The following is a 16972-nucleotide window of genomic DNA, read 5'->3' on the forward strand; positions in this document are numbered from 1 at the left end:
GCACCGTCAGCCCCTGACGACCACCACCCGCAGCGCCGGCGAGCGCAGGATGTCCTTCTCGCAGAACCGGGAGGTCACCCAGCGCTCGCCCGCGTACAGCCGGGTCTGGTCGCTGTGGTGCGGCGACGCCGGGTTCGACGACTGGGAGTACGAGAGCAGGGTGCGGGCCACCGGGCAGCGCCCGCCGTCCCAGCCCACCGCCTGGACGTGACTGGTCCCGTGCGCCACCTCCACGTAGCCGCCGCCGGCCGCGTTCCACACCGACTCGGTCTTGTTCCAGACGCCCAGGGACTCGGTGCCGCCGCTCACCGGGATCCGCTGCCCGGCGCGGACGACGAACTGGTGGTCGCCCAGCGGGGCGTCCAGCGGGATGCCCGCCGCCCGCAGCTCGGCCACCGCGTCGGCGAGCGCCTTCGCGAAGCCCGGCGCGGCGGTGTTCACGCTCCGCGGGGTGCGGACCGGGTCGGCCGCCGAGAACGGCACCAGCCACTGCTGGGCCGACGGCACGCTCGCGGTGAACCGCCGCCAGAACCGGTCGAACAGCAGGGCCCCGCGGCTGTCCGTGTTCACCGTCCGGTCCCAGGCCGCCAGCGCCCGGCAGGCGTCGGGGGCGTCGGGCAGTGCCGCCGGGCAGGCCGCGGCGACGTCGGCCGCCGCCAGGTCGCCGGCCGGAGCGCGGTTGGCGAACTGCTGGCGCTGGAGATCGGACACCGTGAGCCGGCCGCGCTCCGCCATCGCCGCCACGTCCTCCACGGCGCCCCGGGTGCGCAGCGAGCGCGGGGTGGCGATCGTGCCGAAGACCCGCTCGTAGCCGGTCAACGGCCGGTCGGCGTGGGTCAGCCAGGCGCTGTCGTTGGAGTTCTCCACGTACGGGGTGTCCCGCAGCACCGGCATCCGGGCCGGACCGAAGATCCCCGGCTGGACCGCGTCGGGGTCCGAGCCGAGCGCGCAGTCGGAGCGGGCGCCGTCGAGCACCGCCACGCCGGACGCCGGATACGTCGCCCGGCCGAGCGGCGTGGAGCACCGCTGGGCGAGCTCGTCGGTGATCCGGGGAAGGACCTGCGCCTGCCCGAAGTAGGTGTGCCCGCCGGAGTCGGCCGCGATCGTGTTGACCCACGGCAGCCCCTGGGTGCGGCGCAGCACGTCGGCGACGTCCCGCGTCGACCGCGCCTTGCCGAAGCCGAGGGCGGTGTCGGAGCCCCGCAGGTTGGCCGCGTTGGGGTCGTTCAGCGCGTACGCCGTGGTCGCCGTCCAGGGCAGCGGGAGCTGTGCGCCGAGCCCGCCGACGACCGGGCCGTACCGGGTCCACCACTGGGTACGGGTGACGGTGGCGCCGTCCTTGACCGGCACGCCGACCGTGCGCGGCGTCATCCGCTCCGGCCGCCCGTCGACCAGGTAGGCGGTCGGGTCGCCGGGGACGAGGGTCAGCTGGTGCAGGTTGAGGGGCACGCCGGTGGCCACCGTGTGGCTCCAGGCCACCTTGTCGTTGAAGCCGATGTTCACGACGGCGGTGCCGAGGAGCGAGGCGCCCGAGACGTTCAGCTCACCCGGGATGGTCTGCTGGGACTGCCAGAAGCGCCGCCCGCCCTGCCACGGGTAGTGCGGATTGCCGAGGAGCAGTCCGCGCCCCCCGGCCGTCGTGGCGCCGGAGAAGGCCACGGCGTTGGAGCCCATGGTGGCGTTCTCGGCGGCGAACAGCGCCTTGGCCGCCGCGGCCGCGTCGTCCGGATCGGGGACGGCGCCGGCGGCGGTCGGGGCCGGGGGCGCGGCCGGCGGCCGGGCCGCGGTGATGCCGTCGACGGCCCGCCCCTGGCCGCCGAGGACGGAGACGGCGAAGCCGCGGCGGGCGACGTCGAGCGCGGTGACCGGGCGGACCCAGTCGGCGCCCGCGCAGGCCGGGTCGGTGATGCGGTTCGTGCGCAGCCAGGCGTTGTAGCCGGCCGCCCAGCCGCGCATCAGCTCCTTGAGGTCGCCGCTCGGCCCGGCGGGCGCCGGGGCCCGGAGCAGCTCCTCGACCGTCCCCGCGTCCTTGACGCCGCGGAAGTACAGGTCGCTGGAGAGGTTGGTCGTCGCGGAGGACAGCGAGCCGTCGGGCGCGGCGTCCGGTCCGAAGTACCGCGAGCGTTCGCCGGTGACGGTCAGGAAGCCGTCGGCCAGCACGCAGACCTGGTCGGCGGCCTGCGCCCAGCCGGTGCCGAAGCCGAGGTTCGCGTAGTCCCGGCCCACGATGTGCGGGATGCCGTACTCGGTGTACCGGATGACGGCCGACAGGCCCCGGTCGGACGGGTGGTGGCCGCGGTCACCGGGTCCGGCGGACGCCGCGGCGGGCGGCGAGGCGGTGACGACGGCGAGGGCCGCGCCGGCGAGCGCCAGGTGTTTCAGACGGGTGCGGAGGTGCAACGTGCCTCCCAACGGGTCGATGCGCACTGCGAGTCGGACCATGCACGCAGGTGCCCGACCCGGTGTCAACATCCCGTTCGGTATCCGAGGTCCGGGCAGGGGCGGCCCGCCGCCCGGTACTTGACCTTCCGCCCGTCCCACGCCGAGGATCACGCCATGGAACGACTCCTCAGCCGCGCCGTCGACGGTGTCCTGCGCACGAGCGCCCAGCGCGTCCCCGACCGGGTCGCCGTCCGGTACGCCGACCGGATGTGGACGTACGCCGAGCTGGACACGGCCGTCACCACCGCCGCCGCCGTCCTGAGGGAGCCCCACCACGGTCTGGCCCTGCCCGACGCCGCGCGGGTGGCCACCTACGGCCACAACTCGGACGCGTACCTGATCGCGTTCCTCGCCTGCTCCCGGGCCGGGCTGATCCACGTGCCGGTCAACCACCACCTCACCGGCGACGACCTGGCCTACGTCCTGGAGCAGTCGGGCACCTCGCTCGTCCTGGCCGACCCGGCCCTCGCGGACCGCGTGCCCGAGGGCTTCGCGGTCAAGGCCCTGCGGGACGCGCCCGGTTCACTGCTCGACGCGCTCGCGGCGCCGGAGGAGTACGACACCGACCGCGACGCCCGCGAGTTCGTCCAGCTCCTGTACACCTCGGGCACCACCGCCCTGCCCAAGGGCGCCACGATGACCCACCGGGCACTCGTCCACGAGTACGCGAGCGCCGTCGAGGCCCTCGACCTGAGCGAGGACGACCGGCCGGTGCACGCCCTGCCGCTGTACCACTCGGCGCAGATGCACGTCTTCCTGCTGCCCTACCTGGCCGTGGGCGCGGAGAACACGATCGTCGACGGACCCGACCCGGACGTCCTGTTCGACCTGGTCGAGGCCGGCCGCGCGGACAGCGTCTTCGCCCCGCCGACCGTGTGGATCGGCCTGGCGAACCACCCGGACTTCGCCACCCGCGACCTGTCGGCGCTGCGCAAGGCGTACTACGGGGCCTCGATCATGCCCGTGCCCGTCCTGGAGCGGCTGCGCGCCCGGCTGCCGGGCCTCGCCTTCTACAACTGCTTCGGGCAGTCGGAGATCGGCCCGCTCGCCACCGTCCTCCGACCCGAGGAGCACGAGGGGCGGATGGACTCCTGCGGCCGGCCCGTCCGGCACGTCGAGGCCCGGGTCGTCGACGAGGACGGCGAGGACGTCCCCGACGGCACCCCCGGCGAGATCGTCTACCGCTCGCCGCAGCTGTGCGACGGCTACTGGGGCAAGCCCGAGGAGACGAAGGCCGCCTTCCGCGGCGGCTGGTTCCGCTCCGGCGACCTCGCCGTCCGCGACGCCGAGGGCTACCTCACCATCGTCGACCGGGTGAAGGACGTCATCAACTCCGGTGGCGTCCTGGTCGCCTCGCGGCAGGTCGAGGACGCCCTCTACACCCACCCCGGGGTCGCCGAGGTGGCGGTGATCGGGCTTCCCGACGAGCGCTGGATCGAGGCGGTCACGGCCGTCGTCGTCCCCCGGGGCGAGGTCGCCGAGGCCGAACTCATCGCCCACGCCCGGGAGGCCCTCGCCTCCTTCAAGGCGCCGAAGCGGGTGCACTTCGTGGACGCGCTTCCCCGCAACGCCAGCGGCAAGATCCTCAAGCGTGAGCTGAGGGACCGCTTCGGCGCCCGGTGACACCGGCGGCGCGCGGGACCCTTCAGCCCGTGCGCTCCTCCACGACGCAGAGGATGTTGCCCTCACTGTCCTTGAACCAGGCGCCCCTCATGGTGTCCGACTCGACCACGCCGTCCACCGTCTTCAGGCCCGGCAGGTCGTAGTCCTCGAAGGCCACGCCCTTGGAGCTCAGCTCCTTCATCTCGGTGTCGAGGTCCTCCACCTTCCAGCTCGCCAGGGTGTGTCCGGCCCGGCCGCCGTGAGGCGTCTCGTACAGCCCGATCATCGTGCCACCGCATGCGTACCGGGTGTCCTCGGCCGAATCCTTCACGAGGGGAAGACCGAGGGTCTCGGAGTAGAAGCGCTTGGCCCGGGCCATGTCGCCGACCGGAATGATCGCGACCACGGGGGAGTCCGACAGCATCGCAACCACCTCCTCCCTCCAGGCTACGCGCCGCGGAGGTCGACGATCCGCTTGATCTTGCCCACCGAGCGCTCCAGCGTCCCGGGGTCGACCACCTCGACCGCGGCCGACACCCCGATCCCGTCCTTCACCCCCGCCGCGATCGCCCGCGCGGCCTCCGCCCGCTCCTCGCCGGTCGCGTCCGCCCGGGCCTCGGCCCGCACGGTCAGGGCGTCGAGCCGGCCCTCCCGGGTCAGCCGCAGCTGGAAGTGCGGGGCGACGGCCGGGGTGCGGAGCACGATCTCCTCGACCTGCGTGGGGAACAGGTTCACCCCGCGCAGGATGATCATGTCGTCGCTGCGCCCGGTGACCTTCTCCATCCGCCGGAACACCCGCGCGGTCCCCGGCAGCAGCCGGGTGAGGTCCCGCGTCCGGTAGCGGATCACCGGCATGGCCTCCTTGGTGAGCGAGGTGAAGACGAGCTCCCCCTCCGCCCCGTCCGGCAGGACCTCACCGGTGAAGGGATCCACGATCTCCGGGTAGAAGTGGTCCTCCCAGACGTGCAGCCCGTCCTTGGTCTCCACGCACTCCTGTGCCACGCCGGGCCCGATCACCTCCGACAGCCCGTAGATGTCGACCGCGTCGATCGCGAACCGGTCCTCGATCTCCTTGCGCATGGCCTCCGTCCACGGCTCCGCGCCGAAGACGCCCACCTTCAGCGAGGTCGACCGCGGGTCCACGCCCTGGCGCTCGAACTCGTCGAGCAGGGTGAGCATGTACGAGGGGGTCACCATGATGATCTCGGGCTCGAAGTCCTGGATCAGCTGCACCTGCCGTGCCGTCATGCCGCCGGACGCGGGGATGACGGTGCAGCCGAGCCGCTCGGCGCCGTAGTGCGCGCCCAGGCCGCCGGTGAAGAGCCCGTAGCCGTAGGCCACATGGACCTTGTGGCCGGGCCGTGCCCCGGCGGCGCGCAGCGAACGGGCCACCATGTCCGCCCACATGTCCAGGTCTCCGTCGGTGTAGCCGACGACCGTCGGCCGGCCGGTGGTGCCGCTGGAGGCGTGGAGGCGCCGGATGCGCGAGGGGTCGACGGCGAACATGCCGAAGGGGTAGTGCTCGCGCAGGTCGGCCTTGGTGGTGAGCGGGAAGCGGGCCAGGTCCGCGAGGGTGCGGCAGTCGTCCGGGGTCACCCCGGCCGCGTCGAAGGACCGGCGGTAGAAGTCGACGTTCGCGTAGGCGTGCCGCAGCGTCGCGCGCAGCCGCTCCAGCTGCAGCGCCGCCAGCTCGTCGCGCCCCAGCAGCTCGCCGCTGTCCAGCAGGTCCCTCATGCGCCGCTCCTCCATCGCCGTAAAACGGACAACCGATCATTCGGTAGATGCGTTCCGGGTCAGTAAAACCGCCGACACCCCCGGCTTGGCAAGGGGGCGGGAGAAGTTTTCCGGGCCCGCGTCGGCGCGGGGCGCCGCGCGACGGCTACGAGGCGTCCGGCGCCGCGGCGTCGCGGTCGTGCGCGGTCACCACGGCGTGCAGGAGGCCGGGGAAGCGGGCGTCGAACTCCTGGCGGCGCAGGGTGTTCAGGCGGGAGGTGCCGGCGTAGTGCTGGCGGACGAGACCGGCCTCGCGCAGCACGTGGAAGTGGTGGGTGGCGGTGGACTTGCCGACCGGCAGGTCGATGGCGCCGCAGGCGAGCGCCTCCTCCGCCCGGTACAGCTCGGCGACGATCCGGCGCCTGACCGGGTCCACGAGCGCGTCGAGGACGTCCTGGAGGCCGATCGTGCCGAGCTCGGGGTGGGGCGGGACGCGGTCACGGCCGCCGGTGCGCGCTGCTGTCATGGGTGTGGACCTCCGAAGGCATCGTACGGCGGCGATCGAAGTTTTACCAGCATCGAAGTTTGACAGTGGTCGAACCTTGCGCTTGGCTGGGGGCACGCCGGCGGAACGGTCCGCGCACCGCCGGCGCCGACGGGGAGGGGAAGCCCGATGAGCGAGGCCAGGACGGTCCGGTTCCACGCGTACGGCGGTCCGGAGGTGCTCCGGATCGAGGACGTCGAGGTCGGCGAGCCCGGCCCCGGCGAACTCCTGCTGCGCGTCGAGGCCATCGGCGTCAACCGCGCCGAGGCGCTCTTCCGCGCCGGCCGCTACATCGAGCCGGCCCGCGGCTTCCCCGCCCGCCTCGGCCTGGAGGCATCGGGCGTCGTCGAGGCCGTGGGCGACGGCGTGACCGGCTTCGTGACCGGGCAGGCGGTGAGCGTGGTCCCCTCGTTCTCCATGAACGACCACGGCGTCTACGCCGAGCGCGCCCTCGTCCCCGCCTCCTCCGTCGTGCCGCGGCCCGAGGGCCTCGGCGCCGTCGAGGCCGCCGCCGTCTGGATGCCGTACGTCACGGCCTACGGCGGTCTCGTCGAGGTCGGCGGCGTGCGCGCCGGGGACACCGTGGTGCTCACCGCCGCCTCCAGCAGCGTGGGCCTGGCCGCGATCCGCACCGCCCACCGCGTCGGAGCCGTCCCCGTCGCCACCACCCGCACCCGTGCCAAGAGGGACGCCCTGCTCCAGGCGGGCGCGGCCGAGGTGATCGTCACCGACGAGGAGGACCTCGCCGAGAGGGTCCTCGCCCTGACCGCGGGGCGCGGCGCGGACCTCGCCTTCGACGCCGTCGCAGGCCCCGGCGTCACCGACCTCGTCCGGGCCGTCGCCCCCGGCGGCACCGTGCTGCTCTACGGCGGCGTCAGCGGGCTCCCGACCCCGTACCCGGCCTTCGACCTCGGGATGCCCGCCGTCTCCCTGCGGACCTACACGATGCCGGAGACGACCAGGGACCCGGAACGGCTGCGCAGGGCCCGCGCCTTCGTCGAGTCCGGGGTCCGCACCGGCGCGGTCGCACCGGCCGTCGACCGCACCTTCCCGCTCGACGCGATCGTCGACGCCCACCGCGCCCTGGAGGCGGGCCACCAGGTGGGGAAGATCGTCGTGACCGTGCCCCACTGAGCTCGTGGAGCGTCAGGAGGCCCAGTGCGCGGGGCGGTCGAAGCCCTCGGGCAGGCGGGTGGCGGCGTTCCCGCGCGCCGAGTTCAGCTGCGGCTGGGTGAGGAACAGCGCCCCGGTCAGGTCCGCGCCCGACAGGTCGGCGTCGCGCAGGTCGGCGCCGATCAGATCGGCCAGCGACAGATCGGCCCCGGTGAGGTCGGCGGCGATCAGCAGCGCCCCGCGCAGGTCCGCGCCCCGCAGCGCGGCTCCCCGCAGCCGCCTGCCGATCAGGTCCGCCCCGCGGCGGCTCTTCGGTTTCCCGCCGGCCGTGGCGCGGACCAGCTCACTGGTCCGCAGCAGCAGCGGGTTCACCCCGGCCCGCACGGGCGCGACGTCGAGCGCCTCCAGGACGGCGGGCGTCTCGCGGGTGAGCGCCTCGACCCGGTCGACCGCCGCGCGCAGCTCGGGATGAACGGGCCGCGCCGTCTCCAGGGCCAGCGCCTCGGTGAGGTAGCGCAGCAGCTCGTGCAACTGGCGCACCACCGGGAACACCTCGTACATCCGCGCCGCCGTCTCCGGCGCCTCGCGCCAGGACACCCCGCCGAAGGTCACCTGGGACACGTGCTGCCCGGCGCCGAAGCAGTCGTACACCGTGCAGCCCTGGAAGCCGCTCGGCCGCAGCCGGGTGTGGATGCCGCAGCGGAAGTCCTCCCGGAGGTTCCGGCACGGCTCCCCGGACGCCTTGTCCACCGCGAAGTCCGCCGACCGGGCGAAGGGGAGCGCGACGCAGCACAGGCCGAAGCAGTTCGCGCAGTCGCCGCGCAGCGCGGATTCCCGGATCTCGGGCACGGGGTTCCTTCGCGGTTCGGGGACGGTTCGCCCACCGTATCGCGCTCTCCGCGAAACCGATTGCGAAGATCATCGGCGACCGGTGAGGATCGGCCCCATGCCGCTGCTCACGACGTACGACGGGACCGTGCTCTCCTACCGCACCCTGGGGGAGGGGGAGCCGCTCGTGTGCCTGGCCGGCGGGCCGATGCGCGACGCCTCCTACCTCGGCGACCTCGGTGGGCTCGCCGCCCACCGCACCCTGGTCCTGCTCGACGCCCGCGGCACCGGCGCGAGCGCCGCACCCGCCGACCCCGGCACGTACCGCTGCGACCGGCAGGTCGGCGACGTCGAGGCCCTCCGCGCCCACCTCGGCCTGGAGCGCATGGACCTCCTCGGCCACTCGGCGGGGGGCAACCTCGCCACGCTGTACGCCGCCGCCCACCCCGCCCGGGTCCGCTCCCTGGTCCTGGTCACCTCCGCCGGCCGCGCGGTCGGCGTCGGCACCACCGACGAGGAGTGGGACGAGGCCGTCACCGTCTTCGCCGGCCGCCCCTGGTACGCGGAGGCGAGGGCCGCGCTCGACGCGACCGACGCCGACACCCCGCTGCAGCGCCTCCTCGACATCACCGCCCCCTTCGCCTACGGCCGCTGGGACGCGGCCGCGCGGGAGCACGCCGCCGCGGCGGCGTGGCAGATGAACATCGAGGCGGCGACCGCGTACCACGGCGAAGGGGCCTACGACCCGGAGGAGACCCGCCGCCGCCTCACCGCGCTCACCGCGCCCGTCCTCGTCCTGGCGGGGGAGTACGACGCGGGGCCGACCCCGGCCAAGGCCGCCGGGGCGGCCGCCTTCTTCCCGCACGCCGAGCTCGTCGTCCAGCCGGGCGCCGCCCACTTCCCCTGGGTCGACGACCCCGACGCCTTCCGCCGCCCCGTCGCCGCCTTCCTCGACCCGGAGGTGCGCACGGTCACCGTCGACGGCGTCCGGCTCGCCCACCGGGTCTCCGGCCCCGAGGACGCCCCGCCGGTCGTCCTGGTCCACGGGCGCGGCGAGGACGGCACCACCTGGACGGAGATCGCCGCCGACCTCGCCGCCGACCACCGCGTCCACGCCCTCGACCTGCGCGGCCACGGGCTCAGCGACCGGCCGGGCGGCTACGGCTTCGACGCCTTCCGCGACGAACTCGGCGGCTTCCTGCGGGCCCTCGGACTCACCGGCGCCACCGTCGTCGCCCACTCCATGGGCGCCGGGGCCGCCCTCCTCCTCGCCCAGCGCGACCCCGGCCTCATCGGCCGTCTGGTCCTGGAGGAGCCCCCGGGCTTCCAGCCGCTCGACCCGCCGCGCCCGCCCGCCGAACGCCCCGCGGGACCGCTCGCCTTCGACTGGGCGGTCGTCCCGGAGACCGACGCCCAGCTGAACGCCCCGGACCCCCGCTGGCTCGCGGAGCTGCCCGCGATCACGGCCCCCACCCTGGTCCTCGCCGGCGGCCCCGCCAGCCACGTCCCGCAGGACCGGCTCGCCGCCCTCGCCGACCGCGTCCCCGGCGCCCGGCTCGTGACGATCCCGGCGGGGCACCTCGTCCACACCGAGCGGCCCGCCGCGTTCCTCGCGGCGATCAGGGAGTTCGGCCTGAGCTGAGCGCGCCGTCCGCGGGCGGCGCCGCGGCGCCGTCGCCGTACCGCTCCCGTACGGCCATGACCTCGTCCCCGTGCTCGAAGGCCCATGCCCCGAACGCGCCGATGGGGACGAGCAACGTCCGTCCCAGATCGGTGAGTGCGTAGGAGACCAGGGGTGGCGGTCCGGGGTCGGCGCGCCGCTCCACCAGCCCGTTGAACTCCAGCCGCCGCAGCGTCTCGGTGAGGACCTTGGCGCTGATGCCGCCGATCCGGCGCCGCAGTTCGCCGTGGCGGCCCGGCCCGCCGCGCAGGGACCAGAGCACCACCGAGTTCCAGGTGTTGGCCAGCAGGTCGAAGGCGAGGCGGGCACGGCAGTCGGCAAGGTGTCCGTCGGAAGTCACGTACCAGATGGTGCCCGACCCGCTCCCTAGTGTCGTCCCCGGAAGCGCCCCGGACGGGGTGCGGAGAGGGGACGGGACCATGAGGATCGGACTGCTGGGAGCGGGGAACATGGCGGACGCCCTCGCCGGCCACTGGGTCCGGGCGGGGCACGAGGTGCTCGTCGGCGGACGCGACGAGGAGAGGGCGCGGCGCCTCGCGGCCCGCCTCGGCGCGGACGTCCGGTACGGGTCCCTGCGCGCCGCCGCCGGATTCGGCGAGGTGGTGACGGCCGCCCTGCCGTACGGGGCGGGCCAGGAGGTCGTCGCGGAGCTGGCGGCACCGCTGGGCGGCAGGGTGCTGCTCGACTGCGCCAACCCGGTGGGCCCCGGCTTCCGCCTGCTCACCGTCGGCGGCCCGTCGGCGGCCCGGCGGCTCGCCGACGCGGCGCCGGACGCGCGGGTGGTGAAGGGGTTCAACCTCTGCCACGAGGACGTGTGGCGGATGGACCCGCCCGTCTTCGACGGCCGGCCCCTGGGGGTGCCCGTCTGCGGGGACGACCCGGCGGCGCTCGCCCTGGTGGGCGAGCTGGTCCGGGACGCGGGCTGCGTGCCCCTCGCCGCGGGCGGACTCGACCGGGCCGGCCTCCTGGAGGCGACGGCCGCGCTCTTCATCGGCCTGTGGGTCGGCGAGGGGGCGGACGCGCGGTCGGCGGTCCCGCCGCTCGCGTACGCGGCGGGACCGCCGACGGCCTGACGGGCGGGGCGGACGGCGGCCCCGGAGCCGGGGCCCCGGGCCCGTCGGCGCCGTCCCGCCGCCCGGGTCCGGGGGGTCAGGGGGCCGCGCCCTCCGCGTCCGCCTCGACCGCCACCGCGCGGGCCCAGCGGTAGTCGGCCTTCCCGCTGGGTGAGCGCTCGATGCGGTCCGCCAGGACGAGCTGCCGGGGCACCTTGTACCCGGCCAGCCGGGAGCGGCAGTGGGTCTGGAGGGACTCCAGGTCCAGGGCGGGGGCGTCGGGCCGGAGCTGGACGACGGCGGCGACGTGGTTGCCCCAGCGGGCGTCGGGCACGCCGGCGACGAGGGCGTCGTACACGTCGGGGTGGGACTTCAGCGCCTGCTCCACCTCCTCGGGGTAGACCTTCTCGCCGCCGGTGTTGATGCACTGCGAACCGCGGCCGAGCACGGTCACGACGCCCGCCTCGTCCACCGTCGCCATGTCCCCGAGGAGGACCCAGCGCACGCCGTCCCGTTCGAAGAAGGTCTCGGCGGTCTTGGCGGGGTCGTTGTAGTAGCCGAGCGGCACGTGGCCGCGCTGGGCGAGCCGGCCGGTGGCGCCCGCCGCGACCGGTTCCAGGGTCACCGGGTCGACCACCTGGGTGCGTTCGTTCACGTGGAGCCGGAAGCCGCGGGCCGGGCCCGAGTCGTCGGTGGCGCGGCCGTTGGAACCCGACTCGGTGGAGCCGAAGTTGTTGAGCAGCAGCACGTTCGGCATGAGCTCCTGGAGCTGGGCCCGCACGGTGTCCGACATGATCGCCCCGGAGGAGGAGAGGCTGAACAGCGCGGACAGGTCGGTGTCCCGCTGCGGGCCGCTCAGCGCGTCCACGAGGGGGCGCAGCATCGCGTCCCCGACCAGGGAGATGCTGGAGACCCTCTCCTTCTCCAGGGTGCGCAGGACCTCCTCGGGCACGTACTTGCGGTGCAGGACGACCCGCTGGCCGTAGTCGAAGGCGATGAACGCGGTGAGCGTGGACGTGCCGTGCATGAGGGGCGGCGCGGGGAAGAAGGTGATGCCGGCGCCGCCGGCCGCGACCCGCTCGGCCAGCTCCTCGGGGCGTTTGACCGGCTCGCCCGAGGGATCGCCGCCGAACAGGCCGGCGAAGAAGAGGTCCTCCTGGCGCCACAGGACGCCCTTGGGCATGCCGGTGGTACCGCCCGTGTAGATGATGAAGAGGTCGTCCCCCGAGCGCGGGCCGAAGCCGCGGCCGGGGGATCCGGCGGCCTCCGCCTCGGTGTAGGCGACGCACTCCAGCGGCGGCGCCCCCTCGGGCGGGGTCCCCACCCGCACGAGGTGCCGCAGTCTCGTGGTCCGCGGCAGCGCCGCCGCGACCCGGTCGGTGAACTCGGCGTCGAAGACGAGCGCGGCCAGGTCGGCGTCGCGGTAGAGGTAGACCAGCTCCTCCTCCACGTACCGGTAGTTGACGTTCACCGGCACGATCCGGGCCTTGAGGCACGCGAGGACGGTCTGGAGGTACTCGACGCCGTTGTACAGGTGGAGGCCGAGGTGTTCGCCGGGCCGGAGGCCCGCGTCGACGAGGTGGTGGGCGATCCGGTTGGCGGCCTCGTCCAGTGCGGCGTAGGTGAGCCGGCGTTCCGCGCCGGTGCCCGGATGGTCGACGTACACCAGCGCCTCGCGCTCCGGGACCACGTCGACCACCGATTCGAACAGGTCGGCAAGGTTGTACTCCACCGTTCCTCCTGACGCCGGATCGCACGGGCTCACATGGACTCGGCGGTCATTAGAGCGCCGACCGCCCGACGGCGGAAGAGGGTGCGCAGAAGAATCTGACTGAGTGTCAGAAAACTATTGAACTGGACCCCCGGCTCCTGCAACCTGTTCCAGAACTGGAGACGGGAGGCCCCCATGGGCGGCACCGAACACCTCAGCGTCCGGCGCGAAGGCGCCACGCTCGTCCTCACCTTGAACCGGCCCGAAGCCAAGAACGCCCTCTCGCTGCCGATGCTCGTCGGCCTCTACGACGGGTGGCTGGAGGCCGACGCCGACGACACCGTCCGCTCGGTCGTCCTCACCGGCGCCGGCGGAGCCTTCTGCGCCGGCATGGACCTCAAGGCCCTCGCCGGCGCCGGCATGGCGGGCGAGCAGTACCGCGACCGGCTCAAGGAGGACCCCGACCTGCACTGGAAGGCGATGCTCCGCCACCACCGGCCCCGCAAGCCCGTCATCGCGGCCGTCGAGGGCCACTGCGTCGCCGGCGGCACCGAGATCCTCCAGGGCACCGACATCAGGGTCGCCGGCGCCTCCGCCACCTTCGGGCTCTTCGAGGTGCGGCGCGGCCTCTTCCCGATCGGCGGCTCCACCGTCCGCCTGCCGCGCCAGATCGCCCGCACCCACGCCCTGGAGATGCTGCTCACCGGCCGCCCCTACACCGCCGACGAAGCCGCCCGCATCGGCCTCGTCGGCCGGGTCGTCCCCGACGGCACCGCCCTGGACACCGCCCTCGACCTCGCCGAACGCGTCAACGCCTGCGGCCCGCTGGCCGTCGAGGCCGTCAAGGCGTCCGTCTACGAGACCGCCGAGATGACCGAGACGGACGGGCTGGCCGCCGAACTCGCCCGCGGGTGGCCGATCTTCGACACGGCGGACGCGAAGGAGGGCGCCCAGGCGTTCGCGGAGAAGCGGCCGGCGGTCTACCGGCGCGAGTGAGCGCCCCCGCGGCCCCGCCCCGAGACGCCGGGCCCGCACCCCGGCGCCGCACCCCACGCCCGCCCCAACGAAGGAGCCGTCCCGTGACAGCCTCCGCACCACCGCCGGAAACCCTCCGCGCCCCCCTCGTCGTCGAGTTCCCCTTCACCCGCTCCCTCGGGCCCGTCCAGTCGGCCTTCCTCACCGGCCTGCGCGAGCGGACCGTCCTCGGCGTCCGCACCGAGGACGGACAGGTCCTCGTCCCGCCCGTCGAGTACGACCCCGTCACCGCGGCCGAACTCCGCGACCTCGTCGAGGTCGGCGCCACCGGCACGGTCACCACCTGGGCCTGGAACCCGGAACCCCGCCGCGGCCAGCCCCTCGCCACCCCCTTCGCCTGGGTCCTCGTCCGCCTGGACGGCGCCGACACCGCGCTCCTGCACGCCCTGGACGCACCCGGCCCCGAAGCCGTCCGCACCGGCCAGCGGGTCCGCGTCCGGTGGGCCGCCGAACGCTCCGGCGCCATCACCGACATCGCCTGCTTCGAACCCCACGACGGCGCCCCGGACCGGGAGGAGGCCCGGGGCCACGACGGGACGTTCCCCGACCCCGTCACCGGCATCGTCGCCCCCGCCCGCCTGGACTACACCTACAGCCCCGGCCGCGCCCAGGCCCGCTACCTGCGCGCGCTCGGCGACCGCCGCACCGTCGGCGAACGCTGCCCGTCCTGCGCCAAGGTGTACGTGCCGCCGCGCGGCGCCTGCCCCACCTGCGGGGTCGCCACCACCGACCAGGTCGAGGTCGGCCCGCGCGGCACCGTCACGACCTTCTGCATCGTCAACATCAAGGCGAAGAACCTCGACATCGAGGTCCCCTACGTCTACGCCCACATCGCCCTGGACGGCGCCGGACTCGCCCTCCACGGCCGCATCGCGGGCATCCCCTACGACCAGGTCCGGATGGGCCTGCGCGTCGAGCCGGTGTGGAGCGACGACGGCCGCTACCCCGACCACTACCGGCCCTGCGGTGAACCGGACGCCGACTACGACACGTACAAGGAGCTGCTGTGACGACGGACCGGGAGGTGGCCATCGTCGCCTTCGCCCAGAGCGACCACCTGCGCCGCACCGACGACCTCTCCGAGGTCGAGATGCTCATGCCCGTCCTGCACGAGGTCCTCGGCCGGACCGGGCTGAAGGCCGCCGACATCGGGTTCACCTGCTCCGGCTCCTCCGACTACCTGGCCGGCCGCGCCTTCTCCTTCACCATGGCCCTCGACGGCGTCGGCGCCTGGCCGCCCCTTTCGGAGTCCCACGTGGAGACGGACGGTGCCTGGGCCCTGTACGAGGCCTGGGTGAAACTCCTGACCGGCGAGGCCGACACCGCGCTCGTCTACTCCTACGGCAAGACCTCGCCCGGCTCCGTCCGCGACGTCCTCACCCGCCAGCTCGACCCGTACTACCTCGCCCCGCTCTGGCCCGACTCCGTCGCCCTCGCCGCCCTCCAGGCCCAGGCCCTCGTCGACGCCGGCGCCACCGACGAACCCGCCCTCGCCGCCATCGCCGCCCGCAGCCGCGAGGACGCCCGCGCCAACCCGCACGCCCAGCTCCCCGGCGCCCGCCCCCAGGGCGACTACGTCGTCCGGCCGCTGCGGACCGGCGACTGCCCGCCGATCGGCGACGGCGCCGCCGCCGTCATCCTCGCCGCCGGCGACCGTGCCCGCGCACTCTGCGCCCGCCCCGCCTGGATCCGCGGCATGGACCACCGCATCGAGGCCCACTCCCTCGGCGTCCGCGACCTCACCGACTCGCCGTCCACCCGGCTCGCCGCCGAACGCGCCGGTGCCTTCGACCGGCCCGTCGACACCGCCGAACTCCACGCGCCCTTCACCTCCCAGGAGGTCGTCCTCACCCGGGCGCTCGGCCTGGACGACACGGTCCGGATCAATCCCTCCGGCGGCGCCCTCGCCGCGAACACCGTCATGGCCGCCGGACTCGTCCGGCTCGGCGAGGCCGCCGCCCGCATCCACCGCGGGGAGTCCGACCGGGCCCTCGCCCACGCCACCTCGGGCCCCTGCCTCCAGCAGAACCTGGTCGCCGTCCTGGAAGGAGAAACCCGTGCCTAAGGAGCCCGTGGCGATCGTCGGGGTCGGCCAGACCAAGCACGTCGCCGCCCGCCACGACGTGTCGATCGCCGGACTCGTCCGCGAGGCCGCCGTCCGCGCCCTGCAGGACGCCGCACTCACCTGGGCGGACGTCGACGCCGTCGTCATCGGCAAGGCCCCCGACTTCTTCGAGGGCGTGATGATGCCGGAGCTGTACCTCGCCGACGCGCTCGGCGCGGTGGGCAAACCCATGCTCCGGGTCCACACCGCCGGCTCCGTCGGGGGCTCCACCGCCCTCGTCGCCGCCAACCTCGTCGCCGCGCGCGTCCACCGGACGGTCCTCACCCTCGCCTTCGAGAAACAGTCCGAGTCCAACGCCATGTGGGGCCTCTCCCTGCCCGTCCCCTTCCAGCAGCCGCTGCTCGCCGGCGCCGGCGGCTTCTTCGCCCCGCACGTGCGCGCGTACATGCGGCGCACCGGCGCGCCCGGCTCCATCGGCTCCCTCGTCGCGTACAAGGACCGGCGCAACGCGCTGAAGAACCCCTACGCCCACCTCCACGAGCACGACCTCACCCTGGAGAAGGTGCAGGCGTCCCCGATGCTCTGGGACCCCATCCGCTACTCCGAGACGTGCCCGTCCTCCGACGGCGCCTGCGCGATGATCCTCACCGACCGGGCCGGCGCCGCCCGCGCCCCGCGCCCGCCCGCCTGGGTGCACGGCGGCGCGATGCGCAGCGAGCCGACCCTCTTCGCCGGCAAGGACTTCGTCTCGCCCCGGGCCGGCCGCGACTGCGCCGCCGACGTCTACCGCCAGGCCGGCGTGACCGACCCGCGGCGGGAGATCGACGCCGTCGAGATGTACGTGCCGTTCTCCTGGTACGAACCCATGTGGCTGGAGAACCTGGGCTTCGCCGCCGAGGGGGAGGGCTGGAAGCTCACCGAGGCCGGGGTCACCGAACTCGACGGCGACCTGCCCGTGAACCCCTCCGGCGGAGTCCTCTCCACCAACCCCATCGGCGCCTCGGGCATGATCCGCTTCGCCGAGGCCGCCCTCCAGGTGCGCGGCGACGCCGGCGAGCACCAGGTCGACGGCGCGCGCCGGGCGATGGGCCACGCCTACGGCGGCGGCGCCCAGTTCTTCTCCATGTGGCTGGTGGGGGACACCCCGCCCGCCGGCTGAGCCGCGGCGCCCCCGGGCGCCTACCCT

The 16972-nt window shown here is 74.5% G+C and carries 15 protein-coding genes; 8 read left to right on the forward strand and 7 right to left on the reverse strand.

All coding sequences use genetic code 11. From position 1 onward, the window contains the following. Positions 1-6: 6 nt before the first annotated feature. Complete coding sequence (locus tag ACZ60W_RS06370; RefSeq protein WP_469754213.1) at positions 7-2400, reverse strand: penicillin acylase family protein; 2394 nt, start codon at positions 2398-2400, stop codon at positions 7-9. Between the two features lie 156 nt (positions 2401-2556). Between ACZ60W_RS06370 and ACZ60W_RS06375 the strand changes: the two genes are divergently transcribed. After that, positions 2557-4065: a fatty acyl-CoA synthetase gene (locus tag ACZ60W_RS06375; RefSeq protein ID WP_469754214.1), complete on the forward strand. Its 1509-nt coding sequence runs from the start codon at positions 2557-2559 to the stop codon at positions 4063-4065. A gap of 22 nt (positions 4066-4087) precedes the next feature. On the opposite strand, the gene ACZ60W_RS06380 is transcribed toward ACZ60W_RS06375, so the two are convergent. The 3 genes from ACZ60W_RS06380 to ACZ60W_RS06390 all read right to left on the reverse strand — a co-directional run bounded on the left by ACZ60W_RS06380 (position 4088) and on the right by ACZ60W_RS06390 (position 6283). After that, positions 4088-4468 carry a VOC family protein gene (locus tag ACZ60W_RS06380; protein WP_469754215.1) on the reverse strand — a complete coding sequence of 127 codons (381 nt, stop codon included), beginning with the start codon at positions 4466-4468 and terminating at the stop codon, positions 4088-4090. Between the two features lie 23 nt (positions 4469-4491). After that, entirely contained in the window at positions 4492-5778 is a 1287-nt protein-coding gene (paaK, locus tag ACZ60W_RS06385; protein ID WP_469754216.1) for a phenylacetate--CoA ligase PaaK, read from the reverse strand. 145 nt (positions 5779-5923) lie between these two features. Then, positions 5924-6283 carry an ArsR/SmtB family transcription factor gene (locus tag ACZ60W_RS06390; protein ID WP_469754217.1) on the reverse strand — a complete coding sequence of 120 codons (360 nt, stop codon included), beginning with the start codon at positions 6281-6283 and terminating at the stop codon, positions 5924-5926. Positions 6284-6430: 147 nt separating this feature from the next. On the opposite strand from ACZ60W_RS06390, the gene ACZ60W_RS06395 reads away from it, so the two are divergent. Then, the gene (locus tag ACZ60W_RS06395; protein ID WP_469754218.1) at positions 6431-7435 is read left to right on the forward strand and encodes a zinc-dependent alcohol dehydrogenase family protein; all 1005 of its coding nucleotides are present in this window, start codon (positions 6431-6433) and stop codon (positions 7433-7435) included. A 12-nt stretch (positions 7436-7447) separates the two neighbouring features. On the opposite strand, the gene ACZ60W_RS06400 is transcribed toward ACZ60W_RS06395, so the two are convergent. After that, a complete protein-coding gene (locus tag ACZ60W_RS06400; RefSeq protein WP_469754219.1) occupies positions 7448-8263 on the reverse strand; it encodes a pentapeptide repeat-containing protein in 816 nt (271 codons plus the stop codon). 97 nt (positions 8264-8360) lie between these two features. Here ACZ60W_RS06400 and ACZ60W_RS06405 point away from each other — a divergent pair, with 97 nt between their 5' ends. Next, on the forward strand, positions 8361-9884 hold the full coding sequence (locus ACZ60W_RS06405) for an alpha/beta fold hydrolase (RefSeq protein WP_469754220.1): 1524 nt from the start codon (positions 8361-8363) through the stop codon (positions 9882-9884). On the opposite strand, the gene ACZ60W_RS06410 is transcribed toward ACZ60W_RS06405, so the two are convergent. Next, the gene (locus ACZ60W_RS06410; RefSeq protein ID WP_469754221.1) at positions 9862-10263 is read right to left on the reverse strand and encodes a winged helix-turn-helix transcriptional regulator; all 402 of its coding nucleotides are present in this window, start codon (positions 10261-10263) and stop codon (positions 9862-9864) included. The genes ACZ60W_RS06405 and ACZ60W_RS06410 overlap by 23 nt on opposite strands. Before the next feature lie 79 nt (positions 10264-10342). Here ACZ60W_RS06410 and ACZ60W_RS06415 point away from each other — a divergent pair, with 79 nt between their 5' ends. Further along, complete coding sequence (locus ACZ60W_RS06415; RefSeq protein WP_469754222.1) at positions 10343-10996, forward strand: NADPH-dependent F420 reductase; 654 nt, start codon at positions 10343-10345, stop codon at positions 10994-10996. 76 nt (positions 10997-11072) lie between these two features. On the opposite strand, the gene ACZ60W_RS06420 is transcribed toward ACZ60W_RS06415, so the two are convergent. After that, positions 11073-12707, reverse strand: a complete 1635-nt coding sequence (locus ACZ60W_RS06420; protein ID WP_469754223.1) for an acyl-CoA synthetase — start codon at positions 12705-12707, stop codon at positions 11073-11075. A gap of 174 nt (positions 12708-12881) precedes the next feature. Here ACZ60W_RS06420 and ACZ60W_RS06425 point away from each other — a divergent pair, with 174 nt between their 5' ends. From ACZ60W_RS06425 to ACZ60W_RS06440, 4 genes are all read left to right on the forward strand, one after another. Further along, a complete protein-coding gene (locus tag ACZ60W_RS06425) occupies positions 12882-13682 on the forward strand; it encodes a crotonase/enoyl-CoA hydratase family protein (RefSeq protein WP_469754224.1) in 801 nt (266 codons plus the stop codon). Positions 13683-13765: 83 nt separating this feature from the next. Then, the gene (locus ACZ60W_RS06430) at positions 13766-14731 is read left to right on the forward strand and encodes a Zn-ribbon domain-containing OB-fold protein (RefSeq protein WP_469754225.1); all 966 of its coding nucleotides are present in this window, start codon (positions 13766-13768) and stop codon (positions 14729-14731) included. Next, positions 14728-15786 carry a thiolase domain-containing protein gene (locus tag ACZ60W_RS06435; RefSeq protein ID WP_469754226.1) on the forward strand — a complete coding sequence of 353 codons (1059 nt, stop codon included), beginning with the start codon at positions 14728-14730 and terminating at the stop codon, positions 15784-15786. Before ACZ60W_RS06430 ends, ACZ60W_RS06435 begins: the two co-directional genes overlap by 4 nt. Further along, entirely contained in the window at positions 15779-16945 is a 1167-nt protein-coding gene (locus tag ACZ60W_RS06440) for a thiolase domain-containing protein (RefSeq protein WP_469754227.1), read from the forward strand. Before ACZ60W_RS06435 ends, ACZ60W_RS06440 begins: the two co-directional genes overlap by 8 nt. Positions 16946-16972 lie beyond the last annotated feature (27 nt).

It is taken from the genome of Streptomyces sp. NPDC104202 (assembly GCF_055584185.1).

Excerpts from the sequence above, each read along its gene's own strand:
- ACZ60W_RS06380 (WP_469754215.1), bottom strand. The coding sequence starts at position 4,468 with ATGCTGTCGGACTCCCCCGTGGTCGCGATCATTCCGGTCGGCGACATG.
- ACZ60W_RS06425 (WP_469754224.1), top strand. The coding sequence starts at position 12,882 with ATGGGCGGCACCGAACACCTCAGCGTCCGGCGCGAAGGCGCCACGCTC.
- ACZ60W_RS06395 (WP_469754218.1), top strand. The coding sequence starts at position 6,431 with ATGAGCGAGGCCAGGACGGTCCGGTTCCACGCGTACGGCGGTCCGGAG.
- ACZ60W_RS06415 (WP_469754222.1), top strand. The coding sequence starts at position 10,343 with ATGAGGATCGGACTGCTGGGAGCGGGGAACATGGCGGACGCCCTCGCC.
- ACZ60W_RS06390 (WP_469754217.1), bottom strand. The coding sequence starts at position 6,283 with ATGACAGCAGCGCGCACCGGCGGCCGTGACCGCGTCCCGCCCCACCCC.
- ACZ60W_RS06405 (WP_469754220.1), top strand. The coding sequence starts at position 8,361 with ATGCCGCTGCTCACGACGTACGACGGGACCGTGCTCTCCTACCGCACC.
- paaK (WP_469754216.1), bottom strand. The coding sequence starts at position 5,778 with ATGAGGGACCTGCTGGACAGCGGCGAGCTGCTGGGGCGCGACGAGCTG.
- ACZ60W_RS06375 (WP_469754214.1), top strand. The coding sequence starts at position 2,557 with ATGGAACGACTCCTCAGCCGCGCCGTCGACGGTGTCCTGCGCACGAGC.